The following is a 22357-nucleotide window of genomic DNA, read 5'->3' as shown; positions in this document are numbered from 1 at the left end:
ACTTGATGGTTAATTACTGTTAAATTTTTATTAAATTACTTTAATTTAGCAGGTGCAAACTCCATTGCAGTATCATCAAAGTAGCTACGCTTATTATCTCTTCGTCGTTGCTTTACCTTTTTAGATTTCTGTTTTCCCTTGATGTTGTCACCCCATGGTGCATCATCTTCATCAAATTCAAATGTGTGTGCCATTTTCAACTATCCAATAAAACTATACTACTATTAGTACAGTCTCCCTTTTACCTAAAGTCTGTTAAAAGCTAAAGCGAAATCTTTAGTTCAACCCGGTGAAATATTTTGTATGACTATATTAAGGTTATAAATCTAACCTAAAAAAATGTTATCAGATTAAGATGAATAAAATATGACAATACCAGGTATATCAAATTAGACATATCAATGTAAAAGTTTACCTTTGGTATTATTTATTATGCCGGTATGTCAAAAAAGGCTTTTATGTCATCTATTTGAGTCATAGCATCTTGGTAACCTAAATCAATAAGTGCGCTTGTATAAGCTTTTTCAAATAATAGGTAAGAAACAATACTTGAATCTGATTGCTGATGTATGCCAAACAGTTTGAGTAAATAACGGATTGCGATAGGTATTTCTAGGTAATACTTTGCAGCTATCATACCTAGGTCTTCACTTGGTTTAATCACTAATGTGTCTATTTTTCGTAAATTTAGCTTATTTTTATCTTCATCAGAAATAAGAGCTAGAGTGTGATTTACCCTTTGTAGACGTTCAAGATCGCTATTTAACGTATCTGAAAATATAGTATCTAATAAATGTCCTGCAATTGTCGCTGTTTTTGGGTGATGACTTGGTAGGACATCTTTGTGTTTATGAGGACTATCCAAATTAATCACGAATAATTTCTGTGCCCCTAAATGGATGGGGCTCGACAAGGGCGAAAGTTGATGAACAGAACCGTCACCGAAAAAAGCTCTGTTTAATTTTATAGAAGGAAACACCATTGGAATGGCTGAGCTAGCAAGCAGATGATCAGTGTTTAACTGGCTCCGTTTCCCTTGCCTTCGGGCACGCTTCCAGTTCTCTATTGAGTGATGGCCATGGTAAAAACTATATGACAGCGAATTGTTATAGCAAGAAGCATCGACACTGATCGCTTTCAATGCACCTAAATGTATATTTCTCTCAATACGATCAAAGTCTATTAGTTTATTTAATAACTCACGCAATGGTTGATTGTTTAACAAGCTTGCTGCATCGGTATTCACTTTTTCGTTCTGTAAACCTTTAATAGCCATCTTTAATAAGTGCTTCGCAACGCCACCTACTGAAGACTCATAAACTTGTTGTGTTTTAAAGTGACGCCATACCCAATCTAATTTCTTTACCCCTAAATGAAAGCACGCGGCATGAGTCGCTAAAGATGTTGCATTAATAGCACCTGCAGATGTGCCACAAATGACATCAAAGGGGATATGACTATTTCTAGGATAAAATTGCACCAAAGCCTTTAATACACCAATTTGATATGCCGCGCGGGCACCGCCACCACCAAGTACAAGTCCAATTGACAATTTATCACTACACCTAGGTTAGAAAAGATTAACTAAGAGTATGTCTTGTTTTAACTTGTTGCACTAGTCGGATAAGTTTTTTTGGCTGATTTCAAATTCACCTTGGTAAAACAAAACTTAACCTTTTAGTAACTTTTCTTTGACAAGAGGGCGTTTAATCAGCTATTACCTTAGTAGATAACTTAATAGATAATAAAAATAAAAATGCATTTTTCTGGTGTTTGTGACACACAGTTAGAAAAAAGTTAAAGGAGACGCCATTGGCTTTGTTTAAAAAATCTGCAGATATGCCAAAAGGCGAGGATACGACTTTAAAGCCTAAAGTCCAATTGCCGCCATGGAAAGTCGTTATTATTGATGACGAACCCGGTATACACGATGTAACAAAGTTTGCGTTAAGTCAGTTTAATCTTGATGGGCGTGGTTTGGCTTTTTATTCCTGTTTTAGCGGTGAAGAAGGGTTTAGTTTATTTCGTGATGAACATGATATAGCTTTGGCTTTTGTTGACGTAGTAATGGAAAGCGACCATGCAGGGCTTGATTTAATTCAGCGTATTCGCGGTGAATTAAATAATCATTCGACCCGTATTATTTTGAGAACCGGCCAACCAGGAAGTGCTCCAGAAGAAAGAGTGATTCGAGATTTTGATATTAATGATTATAAAGCGAAAACCGAGTTAACAGCTGCAAAATTAAAATCGTGTGTGTATACCTCACTACGTTCATATCGTGATATTAAAACCATTGAGCAAAGTCAGCGTGGAATGGAGAAAGTCATCTCAGCATCCTCCTCAGTGCTCCGTAGTAGTACACTGCATCACTTTGGTAGCGCGGTATTAGAACAAACCTTACAGTTACTTAGTTTAGACAGTTCAGCACTATATTTAACCAGTTATCATCAAGACTTATATCAAGACACTCAAATGAACTTACTTGCAGCTACCGGTGGTTTGGTGAGTTACAGTGAAATAGACAGTGTTGAGTCATTACCTGGTGATGTTAAAGAATATATCATTGAGGCTATCGCATTAAAAACCTCGGTTGTGCACGATAATATTTATGTTGGTTTTTACGAGTTTGGTAATGATGTAACCAGTATATTATATCTAGAGCATAATGCTGCACTGTCACCTTTGCAGGTAAGAATTTTAGAGTTATTTGCCGCTAACGTTAGTCTCACCTTTGAAAACCTTGCCGGTAAGGAAAACGTACAACAAACACAAAAAGAACTTATTTTAATCATTGGTGATGCGATCGAACAGCGCAGTAAAGAGACTGGTGCACACGTTCGAAGAGTTGCATTGATGAGTGAAATACTTGCCGAGCACTTAAAACTTAGTAATGATTTTATCGAGACAATTCGCTACGCAGCACCTTTGCACGATGTAGGTAAAATCGGCATACCGGAAAGCATTCTACATAAACCGGGTAAATTAACTGACGAAGAATGGCAAATAATGAAAACTCATGCAGAAAAGGGTTATGACTTATTAGCGGCTTCTAATCGCATTATTGCCAAAATGGGCGCTAGAATTGCTTACACTCACCATGAGCGTTGGGATGGTCAAGGTTATCCAAGAGGGTTAGTTGGCGAGCAAACACCGATAGAGGGACGTATCATGGCTATAGTGGATGTTATTGATGCACTGTTATCAAAACGAAGCTATAAGGATGCTTGGCCAGTTGAAAAGGTTATCGGGTATTTAAATGAGCAATCAGGTAAGCAGTTTGACCCTAAAATGTGTGAGGCAAGTCTAGAGTTGATGGATAGGTTTATTGCTATTCAACGTGATATGCCTGATTGCGCAGAAATAGTAGATTAAGACATGAATGCGTCCCTTGAGAAAGTGTTATTTACTGTAAGCCAATCAGAGTTGATTGATAAAGGCGACTTAAATAGTGCTTCTCAACTTATTATTTCGTCAGTTTGTCAAGGGCTTAAAGTCGAAAGGGCGGGTATTTGGTTGCTATCGGAAGATAAGCAATCCATCGTGTGTTTTTTGTTATTAGACAATGAATCACAGCAACAGAATATTACGTTAACTCGCGCTCAACTGCCTCGCTACTTCCATGCGTTAGATTCTGAAAGAACGATTGCTGCTGATGATGCTTTTCAGCATTCTGCTACATCTGAATTTACCGATATTTATCTAATTCCTCAGGGGATTGTGTCAATGTTAGATTGTCCAATTCGCCACGCAGGTAAAATGATTGGGATTATATGCTGTGAGCATCGTGGCCAAATGAGGTCATGGAGCCGTGATGAAGAGGTTTTTGTTGCGGCATTAGCTGATTTATATGGTCGGGCAGTAAATGCAAATGCAGTACGTAGCCAGCAAATGCAGCTAGAAGAACTTAACGCAAAATTAGAAACTATAGTCGCGTCTCGTACCCAAGAATTGCAGCAAACCTTAACACACTTAAAAGCGACTCAAGCCAGTTTGATAGAAAGTGAAAAACTGGCAGCACTTGGTAATTTGGTTGCCGGTGTGGCGCATGAGGTCAATACACCTTTAGGGATTTCAGTCACTTCAACCAGTCATTGTATTGATGAGCTGAATAAGCTTAAAAAATTATTTTCTGCTGGTGAGTTAGATGAGAAAGAGTTTGAATATTTTATCAGTACTATGAGTGATGGTTTATTGCTTATCGAACGTAATTTATCCCGTGCAGCAGAATTGGTTCATAATTTTAAGCGAACAGCAGCGGATCAACTGACTTTAGAGAAAGAATACTTTAATTTAACCGAATATTTAGGGCAAATTTCTACGCCATTAAGACCACTAACCCGCAAGCAGAATATTAATTTGGATATTCAATTAGCGGAAGAAATCATGGTTGAGTCTTATCCTGGTGCAATTGCTCAAATATTTACAAATCTAGTATCGAATTGTTTTCGCCATGCTTACCCAGATGATTTTATCGGTGACAAAACCATTATTTTAGGGGCAGAGGTTTACGGTGACGAAATTAAAATGTTTTATAAAGATAATGGAAAAGGATTAAGCCAAGAAGTTAAAGATAGAATGTTTGAGCCTTTTTTTACGACTGCTAGGCATTTGGGGGGAACCGGATTAGGTATGTCTATTGTGTATAATTTAGTGACTCAAAAATTAGGTGGGCGAATAAATATTGTGTCAGAGTTAAATAAAGGTCTCGAAATTGAAATATTTATCAAGGCAAAATAAAAAACGCACTCTAAAGTGCGTTTCTATATGTTAAATTATTTAAATCAGTCGGTTAAATACTATTTTGCAGCGGACAAGAACGTCATAATTTGATCGAATGGAATGTTTTGCTTCTCACCTGTGCGGCGATTTTTATATTCAAATACCCCTTCATCGATATTACGATCACCAATAACGATAACATGAGGTAACCCAATCAGCTCCATGTCGGCAAACATAACTCCAGGGCGCTCTTTACGGTCATCCATCAGTACTTCTATGCCAGCAGCTTGTAAGTCAGCGTAAAGCTTCTCAGCCATGTCTGCAACACGATGAGACTTATGCATATTCATCGGTAAAATACCTACCTGGAATGGAGCAATTGATTCAGGCCAAATAATCCCGCGGTCATCATGGTTTTGTTCAATAGCGGCAGCCACTATACGGCTAACTCCTACACCATAACATCCCATTAATAATACTTGGGCTTTACCATTTTCATCAAGTACAGTCGCGTTCATTGATTTTGAATAGTTAGTGCCTAATTGGAAAATATGACCCACTTCAATACCACGTGCCATTGCATAGGTGCCCAGACCATCTGGTGTTGCTTCACCTTCGACCACATTACGAATATCGGCAGCTACCGCTAAAGGTAAGTCACGCTCCCAGTTGATACCAAAGAGATGCTTATCATCTTGGTTTGCACCAGCAGCAAAGTCGCTTAATACCGCCACACTGTGATCGATAATAATTGGCATGTTCAATCCTACAGGGCCAAGAGAACCTGGTCCTGCACCTACAGCCGCTCGAATTTCAGCTTCAGTGGCAAACTCTAAAGGTGATGCAACAGCTTCAAGTTTATCGGCTTTGATTTCATTGAGTTCGTGATCGCCTCGCACAATTAATGCCACTAAAGGTGCGTCTTCTGATGCGCCTTTAACGATTAATGTTTTAATCGTTTTAGTGATATCAAGGGTAAACTGTTCAACTAACTCAGCAATAGTTTTTGCATTCGGTGTATCGACTGGCTTTAGCTCTTGAGTCGGTTCTTGACGGGTTAGCGTCGGCATTGGCGATTCAGCTTTCTCTATGTTCGCTGCATAATCACTGCCAGTAGAATAAGCAATTAAGTCTTCGCCACTGTTCGCTAATACATGAAACTCATGCGAAACACTGCCACCAATTGAGCCTGTATCAGCAAGAACAGGGCGGAACTCTAATCCCATACGGCTTAAAATATTGCTGTAAGCGGTATACATGGACTGATAAGTTTCATCCATGGTTTGTTGATCTAAATGGAATGAGTAAGCGTCTTTCATTAAAAATTCACGAGCACGCATAACACCAAAACGTGGACGAACTTCATCACGGAATTTGGTTTGAATTTGATAGAGGTTTATCGGTAACTGTTTGTACGAACTTAATTCTTTACGTACTAAGTCAGTAATCACTTCTTCGTGAGTTGGGCCTAATACGAAATCACGGTTATGACGGTCTTGGAAGCGAAGTAGTTCCGGGCCAAATTTTTCCCAACGGCCAGTTTCCATCCATAAGTCAGCAGGTTGGACTAACGGCATAAGAATTTCTATAGCACCTGCATTGTTCATTTCTTCACGCACGATACCTTCGACTTTACGAAGAACTCGTAAACCTGACGGCAACCAGCTGTATAAACCTGACGCATTACGACGGATCATACCCGCACGTAGCATTAACTGATGGCTAATGACTTCTGCATTTGCAGGGGTTTCTTTTTGTGTTGAAAGCAGGTACTTACTAACTCGCATTCCAGTATCCATTATGAGTAAAAATCAATGGAGGTCATTTTAGCACTTGAAGCGTTTATGTCACCTGATTATTAGTCATTGAGTAAAGTTACTTTAACAACTTGGGATATAGACATTGAATTATTGTTTTGCGGTAGATAAGGGTTATTTATCACGTCTATCACCAATCACTTTAGCCGGATTGCCAGCCACAATAGCGTATGCGGCGACGTCTTTAGTCACAATGCTACCCATCCCAATAATGGCTTTGTCGCCTATGGTGATACCATCGACCAAACCCGCTTGAGCGCCAATCCATACATCTTGACCTATTATAATGCCTTTTGATGATGTTGGTTGTTGATAAATAGGCGAGTCGGGTGACATGCCATGATTAAAAGCATACACAGTGACATTATTTGCAATGCGAGTTTGTGAGCCAATATGAATACCTGCCTGACCACCATCTAAACTGCAACTATGATTAATAGCCACTTCATCGCCTAACTTTATAGGGCCGTGCATAAATACGTCAGCAGCAATCATACATTTATTGCCGATAGTAATATTTCGACCAGGCTCTGCAAATAATTCTGCTTCAGGCGCAATAAAACATTGCTGACCAATGCTAATGGTTTCAAGCTGAGTTAATTTAGTTTGAATATCCAGCTGCCAGGGCGTTACCCACTCTAATAATTTGGGTTTTAGATTGAAGTAAAGCCAGGGCATCCAGGACAGTCTTTTTTTCTGCTGCTCTTGGTAATCGAGTAATGCCAACGTTCTGTCCTCATTTACTCATCAAGCAAAACCACAGACGTGGGTTTTAACATTAATACGATAATTTGGTTATCAATCACCTGCCACAAAATATCAAGGTCATATAGGGCGACTTGATAGATTTTGAGATCCTCTTTTGCTTTTTTGTAAGCAGGCCTAGGGTCTTGGGCTAATACTGCACTAATTAGCGGCTGTAATTGAGCATATTTTTCATTTTCTGCAAGTGTTGATAACTGAACACTCGCATTATCAGAAAAAACAACCTTTATTAACTCAGGCGCCTCCTGTGCTATACCGCCCTTGGCGTCTGTAATGGCATCTGAAAAGGGAATATAAGGTTTTATATCGATAATAGGCGTGCCATCTAATAAATCCATGCCGGATATTTCAAGACACACTTTGCCTTTTCGTTTCACAATGCCGTGTAATTTAACCACAGACTGTCCAATACCGTTTGGCCTAAAAGTTGAACGTGTCGCAAATACACCCAGTTTTTCGTTGCCACCTAAACGAGGTGGACGAACGGTTGTTTTCCAGCCTTGAGCTAAATTTTCATGAAAACAAAATAATAACCATAGATGAGAATATTGTTCAATTCCTCTAATTGCATCAACAGTATTTAACGCTGGAGCAAGTTCAATATAACCTTTTACATCAACTAATCCAGGCTGGCGAGGAATACCAAATTTTTGTTTATAAGGGGTTCGGCAAATTGCGACTGCACTAATTTGAGATGTAAACATGATGGCTTATCAACTAGGTATAAAAAGGAGCTGCAATATAATAAAGTCTGATATTGCAGCGATAAAATGACTAAAATAAAATATTATTTTTCTTGCTCGTGTTTAATGGCTTGTCCAATACACAAACTGCGACTAACACAGGCTTTATCCTGTTCTTCAATGATCAAGCATTGTTTGATAATAATGCCATTGGCACCCATATCTGCAGCTTTTTTACGGGCTTCAGTTCTCGCATCTTGAATCGATGCAGGTGCATCGTTTGATTGCTCCTGACAAACCTCACCCTCAGCTAAACCAATAATGGCATAATTGCCTTTTGGTAGGTTGTTTTCTTCATAAACAGTGACATCACCCACTTTAAAGTATTCATTAATCGCTTTGGGATCAAGATTACTGTTAAAGGCATAGTCACCTGCACAAGCTGTTAATAATAAAGAAAAAGATGAAAGGGTTAACACTTTAAGGATAGGCGAAAACATAGATGTGCTCACTTAATTCAATTTAATTATAGTTTACTCTCTCTTTATTAGAGGTAAAGGCAAACTTTAATTTGTTTAAAAAAAACGCCTACCGAAGTAAGCGTTTATTATTAATGCTTGAACTATTATTCCATGCCAGGAATTAAAAAGGCACTCATGGATTTACCAGCATCAACTTCTTTTTTAAATACCGTTGGCATACGGCCTTGGCCAGTCCATTGAATTAACTCACCGTCTAAGGTGATTTGATATTTTGCTGGACGAGGAGCGCGTTTTTTAGGTGCTGATTTGCTTGCTGTGACTTCGCCAAGATCTTCAATCGATAAACCACTGTTTTCGATTTGAGCTAAAATACCAGCAATAAGAGCATTTCTTTTAGCATTTGCCGCTTCATCTGCTTTGGCTTCTTCTTCACGTTCAACGATAATTTTATCAAGTTTAGCAGCAAGATCGGTAAGATCTTCAATACTGAGTTCTTTTACAGCAGCTTTAAAACGACGACCATGGGTTAAAATATCTAAAAAATCACTCATAATATTAAACGTCCTAATGAATTGGAATTTACATAGTTTTTATTTGTTAGTTCTGACGTTGAATGAATAAATGCCGCATATTATGGCCATTAATCTTGATTGATACATGTCAGTACTAAAAGCATAATCAAAAATATCTCATTCCTTAGAAATAATTCCTTCGAGGTTAACTTTTAACATCAAGCTTTATTTTTGAGCAATACATTCAAATAAGTTAATAACAAATTAATAAAATAGTATTTATCAATAACCGTAATAATAGAAAGATATTGAGCCTTGATCAATTTAATTTATCAAAAATAAGCTTATTTTATTAATTAGCCTAAAAAGGCTGTTAAAAACGACATTATGGGTGCATATAAGTGAAAAATGTTACTTTAGCTTGCCAATTTGTATGCTATATTTTTTCAAACAAGCGTTTAACTTAGGTTGACGTTAACGTTAACAGGTCGTAAAGTTGAGCTATCTTGCATTGGCATTGGCCAATGTGTTGTCTATAGACAAGGTGTAGGAAGGAAACCCTATGAAAATATTGGTGCCTGTAAAGCGCGTCGTTGATGCCAATGTAAAGGTCAGAGTAAAAGCTGATAATTCAAATGTTGATACCGCCAATCTAAAAATGGCATTAAACCCATTTTGTGAAATTGCAGTTGAAGAAGCGGTTCGCCTCAAAGAAGCTGGAATTGCGACTGAAGTTGTTGTTGTTAGCGTTGGTCCGAAAACGGTGCAAGAGCAATTAAGAACGGCAATGGCTTTAGGTGCAGATCGTGCCGTCCATGTTGAAACCGAAGAAGAGTTAGTATCACTCTCAATTGCTAAGTTACTGCATGCCGTTCAGCTAAAAGAACAGGCTCAACTGGTGATATTTGGTAAGCAATCTATTGATGGTGACAACAATCAAACTGGCCAAATGTTGGCAGCACTTGCTGACATGCCACAAGCCACTTTTGCATCAGAAGTTAAAATTGATGGCGAGACTATTGTGGTAACCCGTGAAGTCGATGGCGGTTTACAAACGTTGAAAATGCCATTGCCAGCGGTTGTGACAGTTGATTTGCGTTTAAATGAACCTCGTTATGCTTCATTACCAAATATTATGAAAGCTAAGCGTAAGCCTCTGGAAATATTATCTATCTCCGACTTAGGTGTAACGTTGAAAGCACATCAAACCGTATTGAAAGTTACGCCTCCAGCAGAACGTAAAGCTGGCATCATGGTGTCTTCTGTTGAAGAACTTGTCGAAAAATTAAAAAACGAAGCGAAGGTGATCTAATATGACCATTTTAGTTTTAGCTGAACACGATAATGTGCATTTAAAAGCCGACACAGCCAAAGTGGTTGCAGCGGCTACTGCAATTGGTGGTGATATTCACATTTTAGTGGCTGGAGCTCAATGTAGTGAAGCGGCCAAAATGGCGCAAACATTAGCTGGCGTTAATAAAGTCATTGTGGCTGACTCAGCTGCATATGCTAACCAATTAGCCGAAAACTTAGCTAAGTTAATTTTGAGTTTGTCTGCTGACTATTCACATATTTTATCCGCAGCCTCAAGCGTAGGTAAAGACACGTTACCGCGTGTTGCAGCCTTATTAGATGTGGCGCAAATATCTGAAGTGATTGACGTAGAAAGCGCAGATACATTTATACGTCCAATATATGCAGGTAATGCATTAGCGACAGTCAAAAGCTTAGATGATAAAAAAGTCATGACAGTACGTTCAAGTGCATTTGATGCGGTTGCTTCAACTGGCAGTGCTGAATTAGCCAATATTGGCGAAGTGATTAATGCGCGTACTGAGTTTGTATCACAAAGCTTAACTGAGTCAGTTCGTCCTGAATTAGGTAATGCTGGTATTATTGTCTCTGGTGGTCGTGGAATGGGTAGCGGTGAAAACTTCGCTATTCTAGAGCAACTTGCAGACAAGTTAGGTGCCGCGGTAGGGGCTTCGCGCGCCGCAGTTGATGCGGGTTTTGTCCCTAACGATTTACAGGTCGGTCAAACAGGTAAAATTGTTGCTCCTGATTTGTATATTGCAGTCGGTATTTCTGGCGCAATTCAGCACCTTGCGGGTATGAAAGATTCCAAAGTAATTGTCGCGATTAACAAAGATCCTGAAGCACCAATTTTTCAAGTAGCTGATTATGGACTAGAAGCTGATTTATTTGTGGCTATTCCGGCACTGAATAATTTGTTGTAAATGTGATTTTTGTCACAATATTCGGCCGTAGGGTGGTAACCTTACGGCCGCTATGTTTTTATGTGCTCGCATTTTTACCCTTTAAGTAGAGGTGCATTAAATAATAGTAAAGGTAAGTAGGGTGATGCCTGTGATTTACCTTGAAAGGATTTAATGCCGAAGTTGCTATTGATATCGGTCAATACAGCTGGTGTTGCCGCCAAATAGGTGCAGCACTGCCATAGTATTTTTTGTCGGGATGACAAAGATAAATTACTATGGAGCGCTACTGATAGGACAGGTGTCTCTAAGGTATAACATTACCTTACACCGGTTCAGTCGCCTCCATTCATACATACTCGATGAATAAATAATGAACGTACTTAGTCATGCCGATTCGGCACTATCTTTACTTCCACCTCTTGTTGCCATTGTTCTGGCTATTATCACCCGTAAAGTATTACTGTCCCTTGGGGTGGGTATTGTGGTCGGCGCATTATTACTTACTCAGTTCTCTTTAGGGGATAGTAGTCTATTTTTGCTCAACACAGTCCAAGGGCTGGTTTGGAGTGATGGCGCGCTAAATAGCTGGAATTTACAAATCTTAGGTTTCTTAGTCATGCTAGGCATGATAACCGCTTTAATAACCGTTAGTGGCGCAGCCAGGGCGTTCGCTGATTGGGCTAAAGGGCATATTCGCAGTAAACGTGATGCCAAGTTAATGACCATCTTTTTAGGCTGCGTGGTGTTTATCGATGATTATTTTAACAGTTTAGTGGTAGGCTCAATTTCAAAACCCATTACCGACAGATACCATATCTCGCGGGCTAAATTAGCTTATTTATTAGATTCTACAGCCGCACCTATTTGTGTTATTTCACCAATCTCAAGCTGGGGGGCCTACATTATCGCCTTGATTGGTGGCATTTTAACCGCGCATGGATTTACTGAATCAGGTCATTTGAGTGTGTTTGTCCAAATGATCCCGATGAATTTTTATGCCATATTCGCGTTACTATTATTATTATGTGTTGCCTTGTTCGGTCTTGATGTCGGCCCTATGCGCCAACATGAATTAAATGCCAAAAAAGGTGAGCTTTATGATGAATCTAAAGGCCTTCCCCCTGGTGCAAACGCTGACCTGCCTGAAGCTGATACGGGGAAAGTAATAGGTTTATTTTTACCCATTTTGACATTAATCGTTGCCACAGTTTACTTTATGATAACTAGCGGTGCAGATGTGCTTGCAGCCGATGGCAAAGCCTTTACTATTTTAGGTGCTTTTGAAAATACTCAAGTGAGTCAATCATTATTTTATGGCTCAGTCATTGGTTTTAGTATTACGTTAATTTTAGTTTTTATTCAAAAGTTAGAAATAGATTTAATTGTCAAAGGCGTGGTTGCTGGTGCGCGTTCAATGTTACCCGCTATCTATATTTTAATGTTTGCTTGGTCTATTGCTGGAGTTATTGGTCAGCTAGAAACCGGTAAATATATGGCAAGTTTAGTCACAGGTTCAATTCCTTTTGAGCTATTACCTGTGGTGTTATTTATTCTTGCAGGTATTACCGCTTTTTCAACCGGCACAAGCTGGGGCACTTTCGGCATTATGTTGCCAATTGCTGCCGATATGGCAATGGGAAGCGACTCAAGCATGATGTTACCTATGTTATCAGCAGTGCTTGCTGGTGCTGTTTTTGGTGATCATTGTTCACCTATATCCGACACCACTATTTTGTCATCGACAGGGGCCAGTTGTCATCATATAGACCATGTGATTACTCAGTTACCTTATGCCTTAATTGTGGCGTTTATCAGTATTATTGGCTATACAGTGCTTGGCTTTACTGGCTCATTAATCAGTGGATTATTAGCTTGTAGTCTTGTGTTTGTGATCAGCGTGTTAGCGTTAGCTTTTTATGCACGTCGCTAGCCGTTACTCATAAATGAATAATAATGCCGCTCAATGAAGATTAAGCGGCATTATTATTTGTGGTTAATGGTCATATCAAAGTAGAATTTAGTAAAGCAACAATATTGGACATTATTTTGGCGCAACTGTATTTTTATTATTCGTCGATGAACGCGGGTAAATCGACCTCATTATTACAATCTTCTTATAATTATCGCGAGCGTGGCATGCACACGTTAGTTATGACAGCATCAATTGACGATCGCTATGGCGTTGGCATTGTTGCATCACGAATTGGTATACAAACTGATGCGCAAGTGTTTGCCAGTGGCGATGATTTGAGTGATATTATTGGTCAATCACATCAACAGAAACATATCCATTGTGTACTTGTCGATGAGAGCCAATTTTTGTCAAAAGCACAGGTTAAGCAGCTGACTCATGTGGTAGATAATTTAAATATCCCTGTATTGTGTTATGGGCTGCGAAGTGACTTCCAAGGAGAGCTATTTACTGGTAGCCAATATTTGTTAGCTTGGGCTGACAAATTAGTTGAGCTAAAGACGATTTGCCATTGTGGTCGCAAAGCCAATATGGTGGTACGTTTAGACGGTGATGGCAAACCAATGAAAGAAGGTGAGCAAGTGGCGATAGGTGGCAATGAAACCTATGAGTCGGTTTGCCGCAAGCACTTTAGAGAGTTTTTATGGGATTAGCCCAGGTATGCTAGCATGATAAAAATGTCACTTTAAAAATCTAATATTAAAGTGACATTTTGATTAGCAGTTACACAAAATTAGTTACAGTCTCTACTAATTACCACAATATCATTTCACTTATCTCTTTGAGCATTCACTTCTATCTCTAAGTATTAAATACCTAGCGCACTTAATGTCGTCTTTAACACTTAAATGCTTTAGTTCTCAAAAACTATAACTTAAATCGTTCAACAGATGCGGTTAATGAATGGGCTAATTGATTTAATTCCTGGCTTCGCTTCGCCATTGCTGAGGACTCTTCTGCATTATTTTCCGCAGACTCTGCTGTTTCAGCCATAGTATGCTCAATTTGCTCACTAAAACTGACCTGTTCATGTGCCGCTTGATTAATACTTTGACTCATTTTATCTATGGTTAACAGCGCCGACTCAATATGTTCGATGGCATCATGAAGTGCTTGGCTTTGTTCAACACATTGGTTAGCTTGGGTTTGTCCTTGGGTAATCGCTTTCACCGCATTTGTCGTTTCATGCTGCAGAGCATCTATCATGGTTTGAATTTCAGCGGTAGATGATTGCGTTCTTGAGGCAAGGGATCTTACTTCATCGGCGACTACGGCAAAGCCTCTGCCGTGTTCTCCCGCTCGTGCAGCTTCAATTGCCGCATTTAAGGCCAATAGATTAGTTTGGTCTGCAATAGCGCTGATGGTAACTAATATTCCACCAATGTTATCGCTGTTTTTACTTAGGCTATTCATGATGTTAACCGAGTCAATTAACCCAGTTGATAACCGTTCAATTCGACCACGGTTATCATCAGCAATACCTTTGACATGCTTGCCTTGTTCCGACGCTAGGCTTATCTGGCTAGCCGACTCATTAGTCTGTTTATTCACTAAATTCGAACTTTGATGAATGTGTTCTGCGAGTTGTTTCGCTTGATTGATTTGATGAATTTGACTAATGGCTGCATTAGCAATTTTCTGACCCTGATTTTGTGAGTTAATTGCCGATTCATCTAATAGATGTGCATCGCGGCTAATATCTTGTAATAGTGAAGTTAAATCATCTGATAGCTTGTTGATATTGTCCATCAACTCGCCAAACTCATCATCGTTACGCTTTGTGAGACGTTTAGATAAATCTCCACTAGCAATACGAGACAAAGCATGATTAACCGCTCTAAGTGGGCCTAGCATGGCTTTAGAGGTAAAATAGTAAATGATAATAGCAAGTACGATGAATATTAACGCTAATGCAATCGCTAAGGTTTGTGCCGTGTTTATTTCATCAGATGCGACGTTTTTAAAGTCGTTAAAACGCTGATCTGCTAAAATCATTAACTTGCTTAGCTCGGCAAAGCTTGAGTCGAAATATTGATTTGATTGACTATATGCCATATCAGCCTGTTGGATTACCTCAACCACTTTACGCTGACTTTCATATAGCGTGCCCGGTGTATCGAGTAAGGCTTTCATTTGCTCGAATTGTTCAGCAAAAATAGCTAACAAATCATCTGCTGGCAGGGTTGCAGTTTGCTGTTTTAAAAATTGAAAATTAGTCTCAATACTATTAACCATCATTAAGATATCTTGCTGGTGATTATTCACATTCTGTAAATCTGTAAATCGAGCAACTTCACCTATGATATTGCCCATATTATAAATGGTATCGTCTAATCGAGTGCCTGTCCCTATAACCTCTGCCAATAAACTGTCTTGATCGCCTGCATCTATTATCTCTAAATCGATCATACTATTACTGGCGGTATCTTTTATTTTTTGAAACCTTTGATACTGTTTTTTATAATCTGCACGCGCCTGTTCAATGGTTAATTTTGCATTGAACATAGTTTCACTTTGCTTGATGTATTGTGAGTATTGTTGCGTCACATTATCTAGAGCCTGTTTCATTTTGGGTTGATCAGTGACTTTATTTGATAAGTCCTTAAAGGTTATTGAGTATTCATTTTGTAACAGCTTAAATCGAGCAAAGCTGCTACTAATATTGTCATTTCCCGTCTGTGAAAAGGCTAAACTACCTGTTTTGGCCATTTTGAGTAAGCTTAATTGAAGTGCATTACTTTGGGTTTGAACCGGAACCGCTAAGATTTCGATGTTAGTGTTAGCTGTTTGGATTTGTGTTAGCGAACGATAAAAGAAGCTACTTCCTGCAAGAAGCAACACACCAATCGTCGCAAAGCCTAAGGCGATTTTTTGTTTGATTGTTAGATCAAGCAGGTTCATTTGAGTCCCTTTCTGAATAATGGCAATAGCAATTTTTCATTATAATTATATGCTTTTAAATAAGATTAAGCCGTTTCAGTGTAGTCAATATAATCAATGGTTAATACATTTTATGGCAAATAAATAAGTGATTTAATAGCAGCCTTTTAGGTCATATTGAACGGTGAAGATAACTTATATCGGCAAAGGTTAAATTAAGTGTAGTGCTTTTATTTTGTATACGGGATAATTCTTCATGTTTTCCACTATTTAGCAAATTAATATGCAGCAAATACTGATTAGGCAGCAAGGCGCTGTCACTCCCTCAAAAATCGTCTGTATTGGGCGAAATTATGTCGAACATATTTATGAGTTAGGCAATGATATCCCCGACGATATGGTGGTGTTTTTAAAACCCAATAGCGCAATAAGTGCTGAGTTAATTAGTTTTCATCAAGAAACTATTCACTATGAAGCTGAGTTATGCTTTTTAGTCGAAAATGGACGTTTTAGCGCGGTAGGCATTGGGCTGGATTTAACCAAACGTCAATTACAGAGCCAGTTAAAGTCCAAAGGGTTGCCATGGGAGCGCGCTAAAGCATTTAATGGATCGGCGATATTGAGTGACTTTATGCCGATAAGTGCGAGTAACCAAGAATGGTGTTTTAGTTTGACGATAAATGATCAACTCGCCCAGTTGGGGCATAGTCAGTTAATGATGTATTCACCCGCACAAATCTTTAATGAGCTGGCTTCATTTATTACCTTAGAAGATGGGGATGTCGTCATGACAGGTACGCCAAAAGGCGTGGGGCAGGTAATTGCTGGAACCGTGTTTAAGTTAACGCTGTGGCAGGGAATTGAGTACCACTCAGATCAGCAGTTATTATATGATATTAGTCATTCCGTACCACTTATAACCCAGCAGTGGCTGGCTATTTAGTGATTAGTGATTAAGGACAACAATGTCAAAGTTTGAGCAAATCTATCAATTAACACAGCACCTTTCCGCGCAACGTACGATAAGGGATCCCGCCTCTGAGTTTGAGCTTTTTAAACCAGAAAGTATCGATGATGCTTTTGCTGTCCAGCAGCAGATGATTGAATTGTCCGGTAATGCTGTAACTGGGTGGAAGTGTTTAGTGCCGTTAGATAACGGACAGCTTATTTTTGCCCCCATTATTGCAACAGCTGTTAATCAACAAGCGTGTTGTCCAGTCATTGCTAGCCAAAAAGGTGATGAAGCCGTCGGGTTAATTGAACCGGAAATCGCATTTATTTTGGGGCAAGATTTTGACGCTAATCAAGCATACAGTAATGAACAAATTGATAGTGGCATACGTGCGACTCATATGGCATTGGAATTAATTCAAGGACGGTTTAGTGCCGACTATTCAGCAAGTTACTTCGAAAAGCTGGCTGATGGCTTAAGTAATCAAGGGCTGTATTTAGGGCCAGAAATTGACAAAGCATTAGCCTATCAAGCTAGTAAGGTTAACATCACCGTTAGCCATCAAGATGAAGTACGGTCGTTTAACGGTATTCATCCGTGTGAACTGCCGCAAAATCCGGTTTATTGGTTAGTTAATTATTTAACATCTAAGGGCATTAGCCTTAAAAAAGGTCAAGCCATTATTACAGGGTCGTACTGTGGCGTGATCAAAGTCCCTATGGACACCTTGGTTAAATTTCAATATCAAGGATTAGGTGAGATGCAACTGAAATTCATAATGCAGCATGAGCTAGCATGAAGTTTGAATGTAAAATAAGTATCAGTAAATGCTTATAATTTCAAAATGTATCGAATATTTACATGTGCAATAAAATGGATGTTTGTTCGTGTTTGAGTAGCTTATCAACAACAAGCATGAACGAGTTATCCATCAGTCGTTTTATTTCACCATTTGGAATATGTTGTTCAGTTGATTGATTAAAATAAACCGACACCCAATGCTTTTTATCCATATGATAACCGGGGGTGATAGACGAGAAAATATCACATAATGCAATGGCTTCATCAGGATCACACTTAAGGTTTATCATTAAAGCATCGTTGTTCCAGCCAATTAAGGCAAACATTTTATTTTTGACTTTAAATACATGTGTGCCTGGCCCAAAGGGAAATGTTTCAACCGCTTCGGGTTTGGCAAGCAAGTATGCTCTTAACGCGTCAAAATCCATTGTGGCTCCCATGTGATAGACTAAGAAGTCAGTTAAACCACAATATCATTTATTATTGATTAACTGACTTATTATTGGAAAATTACTCATGTACAAGGTAAATATTATAAGGCTTTCAGCCTATAAAGGTTCATTTTTTATGGTTTTAGGGCTAAAACCTTATCAATATCTGCGGCACTGTGGCGATTAGGAAGTTGTTCCCACGCTTCTCCCCAACTGCGGTTAACTATTCTTCCACGTTGAACGGCCGGACGTTGTTCAACAGCTTTTGCCCAACGCATCACATTTTTATAGCTGTTTACGTCTAAAAACTCTGCTGCATTATAAATATTCCCTAGTACTAAATTACCGTACCATGGCCAAATCGCTATGTCAGCAATAGAGTATTCCTCGCCAGCAATAAATGAACCCTTGGCAAGTTGTTTATCTAATAGGTCTAATTGGCGTTTTACTTCCATTGAAAAACGATTAATAGGATACTCAAACTTTTCTGGGGCGTAAGCATAAAAATGTCCAAAACCACCGCCAAGATAAGGCGCTGCTCCTTGTAACCAAAATAGCCAGTTCATGACTTTAGTGCGGGCTGCTATGTCGGTCGGAATAAGATAACTAAATTTGTCGGCCAAATATAATAAAATTCCACCTGATTCAAATACGTTTATGGCTTCAGTGCCTGAGTTATCAACTAACGCTGGAATTTTTGAGTTGGGGTTAACATTAACAAATCCAGAAGAAAACTGATTACCTTCACCTATATTAATAATATGTGCATCATACTCAGCCGCATTTATCCCCGCAGCAAGCAACTCTTCAAGCATAATAGTGACTTTCTGGCCGTTAGGCGTTGCTAATGAATAAAGTTGTAACGCATGTTCACCAACCGATAAAGCTTGCTCATGACGGGCACCGGAATCAGGGCGATTGATACTAGCCCATTGGCCTCCATTCTCACTGTCCATTGTCCATACTTTTGGAGGGGTATATTCATTTGTCATGATAAATCCTTAAATAGTGTCAATTCGGTATATGAAATAGCGCAAGTGTTATAACTGGGATATTGGGCGCTTGTGATGAAATTAAACCCTAAGAGTAAATTTTAAATAGCAGCGTAAGTTATGGTTTAAGGTAAAACAGTCTAAGTTAACTCAATAACTATATTTCTAATCACCTAAACTTGCTAACACCTCAGCTTCTGCATTACGAAGTAACTTATCAAGTTCACCACTTTGTTTCATGGTTTTGATTACGGCATCGAGCCTGGGCACTAATGCAGCATGCTTTTGATTAACGTAATGATATAAGTCCAATGTGGCTAAGGCTGGCGGTAAGGCTTTGACGTAATCGATGTTTAATTTCTTAATCGCGTATAAACCGTCAGATGTATTGGTGAGTGCAATGCTAGAAGGACTATCATGCAGAGCAAGCATCATAGTTTGAGTATTATTGTAATCAAATACGTTTCTTAAATCAGCGGTAATGATATTAGTGTGCTTAACGCCCCTTACTTTTAGTAAACTATACTTAGATAAATCAGCCTGAGATGTTAATACAATGTGATTATCTTTATGCACAAATGCCATAGTCTCTAATTGATAGTATGGAGTGGGTATACGGATCAAGTTGGGATTTTCTTTACCATAACTCCATATTCGCATTATTTCGCCGTCTTTATGGCCTGACGCTGCTTCACGTTGGGCGCGCTTCCCCGGCATCGGCACTATGCTAATGGTTAATCCCAGTTTTGAATAAATGACCGGCAATACTTTTGCGCCGACCTGTTGTTCAAATAACAATTCTATAGAGGCAAACTGATAATCTTCAGTTTGAGCAAAGCTTTCGCCGCAAAAAACTATCGCAGCAAGGGCTAACATAAAACGATACTTCATTGGTAACCTTGAATCTCTGTTTTTATTATGTAAGGCATATTAATATGCAAAACGTTTATGTACTTTTAACATTATAGTGTTTGTTAGTAAAAATGTAGACCGAGGGTAGATATATTTTATTTCAACCATTGTTTAATGAATGGTATTTATTTTAAAACACGGTAACTCAAGCTTGTGTCAATTCAGGCAATAAAAAAGGCGCTAAAGGCGCCTTTAATCATTAAAAAAATGCACTTTACTCATATTACATCAAGGATACTGCTTCCATATCAAGCTCGATATCAGTACAGCCTTTCGCGCAATAAATACCCGGTGCTTTTTCGCTGGGCTTAGCTTTATGAGTGTTTGGCGGTAACAATAATGTCAGTGGTTTATTACACTCACTGCAAGTTGCACTATTGCCCTTTAACATACGCTTAATCAAATTTTTATGCTGATTAAAAGATGCTAATGTTGTGCCATTTACCGCTGAGAAATCCAGTTTTTGCGTTTCACTCATAGCCATTACCTAATTTAATTGTCAGTCGCTTCCTTTTAAAAGAGACTGACATTACTGATACTTTAATTGATACCAGCTTGCTATCCAAGTGGTTAACTATTTCACCTGATCCTGTGGGCGCCAGCGTTGTAATTCAACGGGAACTGCCACACCTTGGGCGGTAAGTAAGTTAACTCGGGCTTGGTATGCGGCGCCATGCATCATGTGTTTAGCTAAGTCTACCGCATTTCGCTTAGTATAATCATCTAAATAACTGCCTTTCGCCCATTCATTGAACGCGCCTAGTGAAGGACCTGCCCAAATTTGGTAGTCCATTTCACGGCCCACTTCACCAGTGTTAGACCAGCGGCTAGATAGCCCTAAATACCAGCGGAAAATCAATGCCATTTTTCGTTTTGGATTATCTTTAGCGCGCTCAATTTGTTTCGGGTCACGTTCATTAAAATGTGCGACTGTACCGGCCCAAATATCTTCTAAACTTGAGCGGAACACTTGTTTTTCAAGCTTTTCACGCTCATCAACAGGGATCGCTTCGATAGAATCATAACGCGTATAAAGCTCATACAGTTTATTGGCTCGCATCGGGAACAAGGTCCCGCGTTTTACCACTTGCAGCTTAACGCCCATCTCAAACATATCTGCCGCTGGCGCCATGGTCACATCGGCCATTTCGGTGGTAGCTAAAAGTTTACGTGTATATTCACTCGCGCCAGCTTCAACACAAGCCTGGTTGATTGAACCGGTCACAATAAAGGCTGCACCCATGTTAAATGTAGCAAGCGCAGCATCGGGTGTACCCACACCGCCACCACAACCGACACGAATTGGTGTTTTATATTGATATTGCGCTTGGACCTTGTCTTTAAGTGCCAAAATAGTCGGCAATAAGGTCACTAAAGGACGATTGTCGGTATGGCCGCCAGAATCGGCTTCTGCTGTAATGTCATCAGCCATCGGCACAAGCAGCGCGAGTGCCATTTGTTCTGGGGTAATTAAGCCTTCATCAACCAGTTTTTGGAGCATTTTTTCAGGAGCAGGCTCCATAAATTTAATCGCCACTTCGGTGCGGCTAATTTTGGCTATCACTTTATTGGCGATATTAATCTCACCATTTGCATCACGGCTTAATCCGGCGGCGCGGTAATACACAATTTGTGGCGTTAAGCCTAAAAAGGCTGATGCCTCAACGGTACGCACCTTGTGCTTTAAAAATAACTCCACACTGCCGCGCTCTAATGCTGGCTCGCTTGGGCTGTGGATTAAGTTAAACATATACGGGCCGTTTGGCAGCGCCGCTTGAATGCGGCTAATAGCTTGCTCTACCCGTGACGGAATAAGACCCGCTGCGCCAAATGAGCATAAAATACCTGCCTGGCCTAAGGCGATGACTAACTCTTCAGAGGCAATACCATTGGCCATAGCACCAGCATAATAGGCGTATTTAACCCCATGAACTCGGCGGAAATTACTGTCACCTAAACTTTGAGTGCCAAGGGCTGGGGCAAACGCACTCACCGGTAAGTTTTGGTTGTTTGCCGTTAACGCATCATTTTGCTCAGTAATCACCTGAGCATGTTGGGCCACGCCCAACCCTTTCTCAGGGTGATTAATTAAATAGCATGCCTGTGACAAATCTTTTAGTTTTTTGCCAATAGTAGCAAGGTCAAAATTGGCATCGTTTGAATCTACTATCCAAGGCCATGGTGAAAGCTTTTCGTTATGCACTTGTGTTGTCATTA

General features: G+C 39.4%; 21 protein-coding genes and 1 riboswitch. Of the genes, 8 read left to right on the top strand and 13 right to left on the bottom strand.

What is annotated here, in order from left to right:
• Positions 1-35 precede the first annotated feature (35 nt).
• Together ACRWQM_RS11445 and ACRWQM_RS11440 are read right to left on the bottom strand one after the other, a co-directional pair.
• On the bottom strand, positions 36-194 hold the full coding sequence (locus ACRWQM_RS11445) for a small highly charged protein (RefSeq protein WP_226410363.1): 159 nt from the start codon (positions 192-194) through the stop codon (positions 36-38).
• A gap of 236 nt (positions 195-430) precedes the next feature.
• On the bottom strand, positions 431-1552 hold the full coding sequence (locus ACRWQM_RS11440) for a patatin-like phospholipase family protein (RefSeq protein ID WP_434928814.1): 1122 nt from the start codon (positions 1550-1552) through the stop codon (positions 431-433).
• Positions 1553-1812: 260 nt separating this feature from the next.
• Here ACRWQM_RS11440 and ACRWQM_RS11435 point away from each other — a divergent pair, with 260 nt between their 5' ends.
• Both ACRWQM_RS11435 and ACRWQM_RS11430 read left to right on the top strand, forming a co-directional pair.
• Complete coding sequence (locus ACRWQM_RS11435; protein WP_434930076.1) at positions 1813-3375, top strand: DUF3369 domain-containing protein; 1563 nt, start codon at positions 1813-1815, stop codon at positions 3373-3375.
• A 3-nt stretch (positions 3376-3378) separates the two neighbouring features.
• Positions 3379-4740, top strand: coding sequence for a sensor histidine kinase (locus tag ACRWQM_RS11430; protein ID WP_434930075.1), 1362 nt, complete (start codon positions 3379-3381; stop codon positions 4738-4740).
• Positions 4741-4799: 59 nt separating this feature from the next.
• Here the strand turns inward: ACRWQM_RS11430 and ACRWQM_RS11425 are convergent, their stop codons facing one another.
• From ACRWQM_RS11425 to ACRWQM_RS11405, 5 genes are all read right to left on the bottom strand, one after another.
• Positions 4800-6509, bottom strand: a complete 1710-nt coding sequence (locus tag ACRWQM_RS11425) for a proline--tRNA ligase (protein WP_434928817.1) — start codon at positions 6507-6509, stop codon at positions 4800-4802.
• 144 nt (positions 6510-6653) lie between these two features.
• Positions 6654-7217, bottom strand: coding sequence for an acyltransferase (locus ACRWQM_RS11420; RefSeq protein WP_434932030.1), 564 nt, complete (start codon positions 7215-7217; stop codon positions 6654-6656).
• Positions 7218-7279: 62 nt separating this feature from the next.
• Positions 7280-8011 (bottom strand): tRNA (N6-threonylcarbamoyladenosine(37)-N6)-methyltransferase TrmO, encoded by a 732-nt coding sequence (gene tsaA, locus ACRWQM_RS11415; RefSeq protein ID WP_434928988.1) that lies wholly within the window; start codon positions 8009-8011, stop codon positions 7280-7282.
• Between the two features lie 80 nt (positions 8012-8091).
• On the bottom strand, positions 8092-8487 hold the full coding sequence (gene rcsF / locus ACRWQM_RS11410; RefSeq protein WP_434928818.1) for an Rcs stress response system protein RcsF: 396 nt from the start codon (positions 8485-8487) through the stop codon (positions 8092-8094).
• A 125-nt stretch (positions 8488-8612) separates the two neighbouring features.
• Positions 8613-9020, bottom strand: coding sequence for an H-NS family histone-like protein (locus ACRWQM_RS11405; protein ID WP_434928819.1), 408 nt, complete (start codon positions 9018-9020; stop codon positions 8613-8615).
• A 523-nt stretch (positions 9021-9543) separates the two neighbouring features.
• Between ACRWQM_RS11405 and ACRWQM_RS11400 the strand changes: the two genes are divergently transcribed.
• The 4 genes from ACRWQM_RS11400 (at position 9544) to ACRWQM_RS11385 (ending at position 13825) form a co-directional block, all read left to right on the top strand.
• Complete coding sequence (locus tag ACRWQM_RS11400) at positions 9544-10293, top strand: electron transfer flavoprotein subunit beta/FixA family protein (RefSeq protein ID WP_434928820.1); 750 nt, start codon at positions 9544-9546, stop codon at positions 10291-10293.
• Position 10294: 1 nt separating this feature from the next.
• Positions 10295-11218 carry an electron transfer flavoprotein subunit alpha/FixB family protein gene (locus ACRWQM_RS11395; RefSeq protein WP_434930074.1) on the top strand — a complete coding sequence of 308 codons (924 nt, stop codon included), beginning with the start codon at positions 10295-10297 and terminating at the stop codon, positions 11216-11218.
• 78 nt (positions 11219-11296) lie between these two features.
• Positions 11297-11494, top strand: a riboswitch (Lysine riboswitch).
• Positions 11495-11570: 76 nt separating this feature from the next.
• Positions 11571-13130 (top strand): Na+/H+ antiporter NhaC family protein, encoded by a 1560-nt coding sequence (locus ACRWQM_RS11390; protein WP_434928822.1) that lies wholly within the window; start codon positions 11571-11573, stop codon positions 13128-13130.
• A gap of 116 nt (positions 13131-13246) precedes the next feature.
• Entirely contained in the window at positions 13247-13825 is a 579-nt protein-coding gene (locus ACRWQM_RS11385) for a thymidine kinase (protein WP_226410353.1), read from the top strand.
• A 214-nt stretch (positions 13826-14039) separates the two neighbouring features.
• Here the strand turns inward: ACRWQM_RS11385 and ACRWQM_RS11380 are convergent, their stop codons facing one another.
• A complete protein-coding gene (locus ACRWQM_RS11380) occupies positions 14040-16067 on the bottom strand; it encodes a methyl-accepting chemotaxis protein (protein ID WP_434932029.1) in 2028 nt (675 codons plus the stop codon).
• 268 nt (positions 16068-16335) lie between these two features.
• On the opposite strand from ACRWQM_RS11380, the gene ACRWQM_RS11375 reads away from it, so the two are divergent.
• Together ACRWQM_RS11375 and ACRWQM_RS11370 are read left to right on the top strand one after the other, a co-directional pair.
• Positions 16336-16995, top strand: a complete 660-nt coding sequence (locus tag ACRWQM_RS11375; protein WP_434928824.1) for a fumarylacetoacetate hydrolase family protein — start codon at positions 16336-16338, stop codon at positions 16993-16995.
• A gap of 22 nt (positions 16996-17017) precedes the next feature.
• Positions 17018-17803: a 2-keto-4-pentenoate hydratase gene (locus ACRWQM_RS11370; RefSeq protein ID WP_434930073.1), complete on the top strand. Its 786-nt coding sequence runs from the start codon at positions 17018-17020 to the stop codon at positions 17801-17803.
• 58 nt (positions 17804-17861) lie between these two features.
• Here the strand turns inward: ACRWQM_RS11370 and ACRWQM_RS11365 are convergent, their stop codons facing one another.
• From ACRWQM_RS11365 to pfaD, 5 genes are all read right to left on the bottom strand, one after another.
• Positions 17862-18233 (bottom strand): MmcQ/YjbR family DNA-binding protein, encoded by a 372-nt coding sequence (locus tag ACRWQM_RS11365; protein WP_434930071.1) that lies wholly within the window; start codon positions 18231-18233, stop codon positions 17862-17864.
• A 137-nt stretch (positions 18234-18370) separates the two neighbouring features.
• A complete protein-coding gene (yghU, locus tag ACRWQM_RS11360) occupies positions 18371-19228 on the bottom strand; it encodes a glutathione-dependent disulfide-bond oxidoreductase (RefSeq protein WP_434928827.1) in 858 nt (285 codons plus the stop codon).
• A 165-nt stretch (positions 19229-19393) separates the two neighbouring features.
• Positions 19394-20119, bottom strand: coding sequence for a substrate-binding periplasmic protein (locus ACRWQM_RS11355; protein ID WP_434930070.1), 726 nt, complete (start codon positions 20117-20119; stop codon positions 19394-19396).
• 244 nt (positions 20120-20363) lie between these two features.
• Entirely contained in the window at positions 20364-20618 is a 255-nt protein-coding gene (locus tag ACRWQM_RS11350; protein ID WP_434928829.1) for a hypothetical protein, read from the bottom strand.
• Between the two features lie 96 nt (positions 20619-20714).
• Positions 20715-22355 carry an eicosapentaenoate synthase subunit PfaD gene (gene pfaD, locus ACRWQM_RS11345; protein WP_434930068.1) on the bottom strand — a complete coding sequence of 547 codons (1641 nt, stop codon included), beginning with the start codon at positions 22353-22355 and terminating at the stop codon, positions 20715-20717.
• Positions 22356-22357: the final 2 nt, after the last annotated feature.

This window comes from Shewanella sp. HL-SH5, assembly GCF_051163755.1.
GTDB lineage: Bacteria > Pseudomonadota > Gammaproteobacteria > Enterobacterales > Shewanellaceae > Shewanella > Shewanella glacialimarina.
This window is presented reverse-complemented; position numbering and strand designations above follow the sequence as displayed.

What these genes read in the sequence shown, in the direction of transcription:
- ACRWQM_RS11400 (WP_434928820.1), top strand. Translation starts at nt 9,544, where the DNA reads ATGAAAATATTGGTGCCTGTAAAGCGCGTCGTTGATGCCAATGTAAAG.
- ACRWQM_RS11370 (WP_434930073.1), top strand. Translation starts at nt 17,018, where the DNA reads ATGTCAAAGTTTGAGCAAATCTATCAATTAACACAGCACCTTTCCGCG.
- ACRWQM_RS11395 (WP_434930074.1), top strand. Translation starts at nt 10,295, where the DNA reads ATGACCATTTTAGTTTTAGCTGAACACGATAATGTGCATTTAAAAGCC.
- ACRWQM_RS11355 (WP_434930070.1), bottom strand. Translation starts at nt 20,119, where the DNA reads ATGAAGTATCGTTTTATGTTAGCCCTTGCTGCGATAGTTTTTTGCGGC.
- ACRWQM_RS11445 (WP_226410363.1), bottom strand. Translation starts at nt 194, where the DNA reads ATGGCACACACATTTGAATTTGATGAAGATGATGCACCATGGGGTGAC.
- ACRWQM_RS11350 (WP_434928829.1), bottom strand. Translation starts at nt 20,618, where the DNA reads ATGAGTGAAACGCAAAAACTGGATTTCTCAGCGGTAAATGGCACAACA.
- rcsF (WP_434928818.1), bottom strand. Translation starts at nt 8,487, where the DNA reads ATGTTTTCGCCTATCCTTAAAGTGTTAACCCTTTCATCTTTTTCTTTA.
- ACRWQM_RS11420 (WP_434932030.1), bottom strand. Translation starts at nt 7,217, where the DNA reads ATGCCCTGGCTTTACTTCAATCTAAAACCCAAATTATTAGAGTGGGTA.
- pfaD (WP_434930068.1), bottom strand. Translation starts at nt 22,355, where the DNA reads ATGACAACACAAGTGCATAACGAAAAGCTTTCACCATGGCCTTGGATA.
- ACRWQM_RS11425 (WP_434928817.1), bottom strand. Translation starts at nt 6,509, where the DNA reads ATGCGAGTTAGTAAGTACCTGCTTTCAACACAAAAAGAAACCCCTGCA.
- ACRWQM_RS11365 (WP_434930071.1), bottom strand. Translation starts at nt 18,233, where the DNA reads ATGGATTTTGACGCGTTAAGAGCATACTTGCTTGCCAAACCCGAAGCG.
- yghU (WP_434928827.1), bottom strand. Translation starts at nt 19,228, where the DNA reads ATGACAAATGAATATACCCCTCCAAAAGTATGGACAATGGACAGTGAG.
- ACRWQM_RS11430 (WP_434930075.1), top strand. Translation starts at nt 3,379, where the DNA reads ATGAATGCGTCCCTTGAGAAAGTGTTATTTACTGTAAGCCAATCAGAG.
- ACRWQM_RS11375 (WP_434928824.1), top strand. Translation starts at nt 16,336, where the DNA reads ATGCAGCAAATACTGATTAGGCAGCAAGGCGCTGTCACTCCCTCAAAA.
- ACRWQM_RS11405 (WP_434928819.1), bottom strand. Translation starts at nt 9,020, where the DNA reads ATGAGTGATTTTTTAGATATTTTAACCCATGGTCGTCGTTTTAAAGCT.
- ACRWQM_RS11390 (WP_434928822.1), top strand. Translation starts at nt 11,571, where the DNA reads ATGAACGTACTTAGTCATGCCGATTCGGCACTATCTTTACTTCCACCT.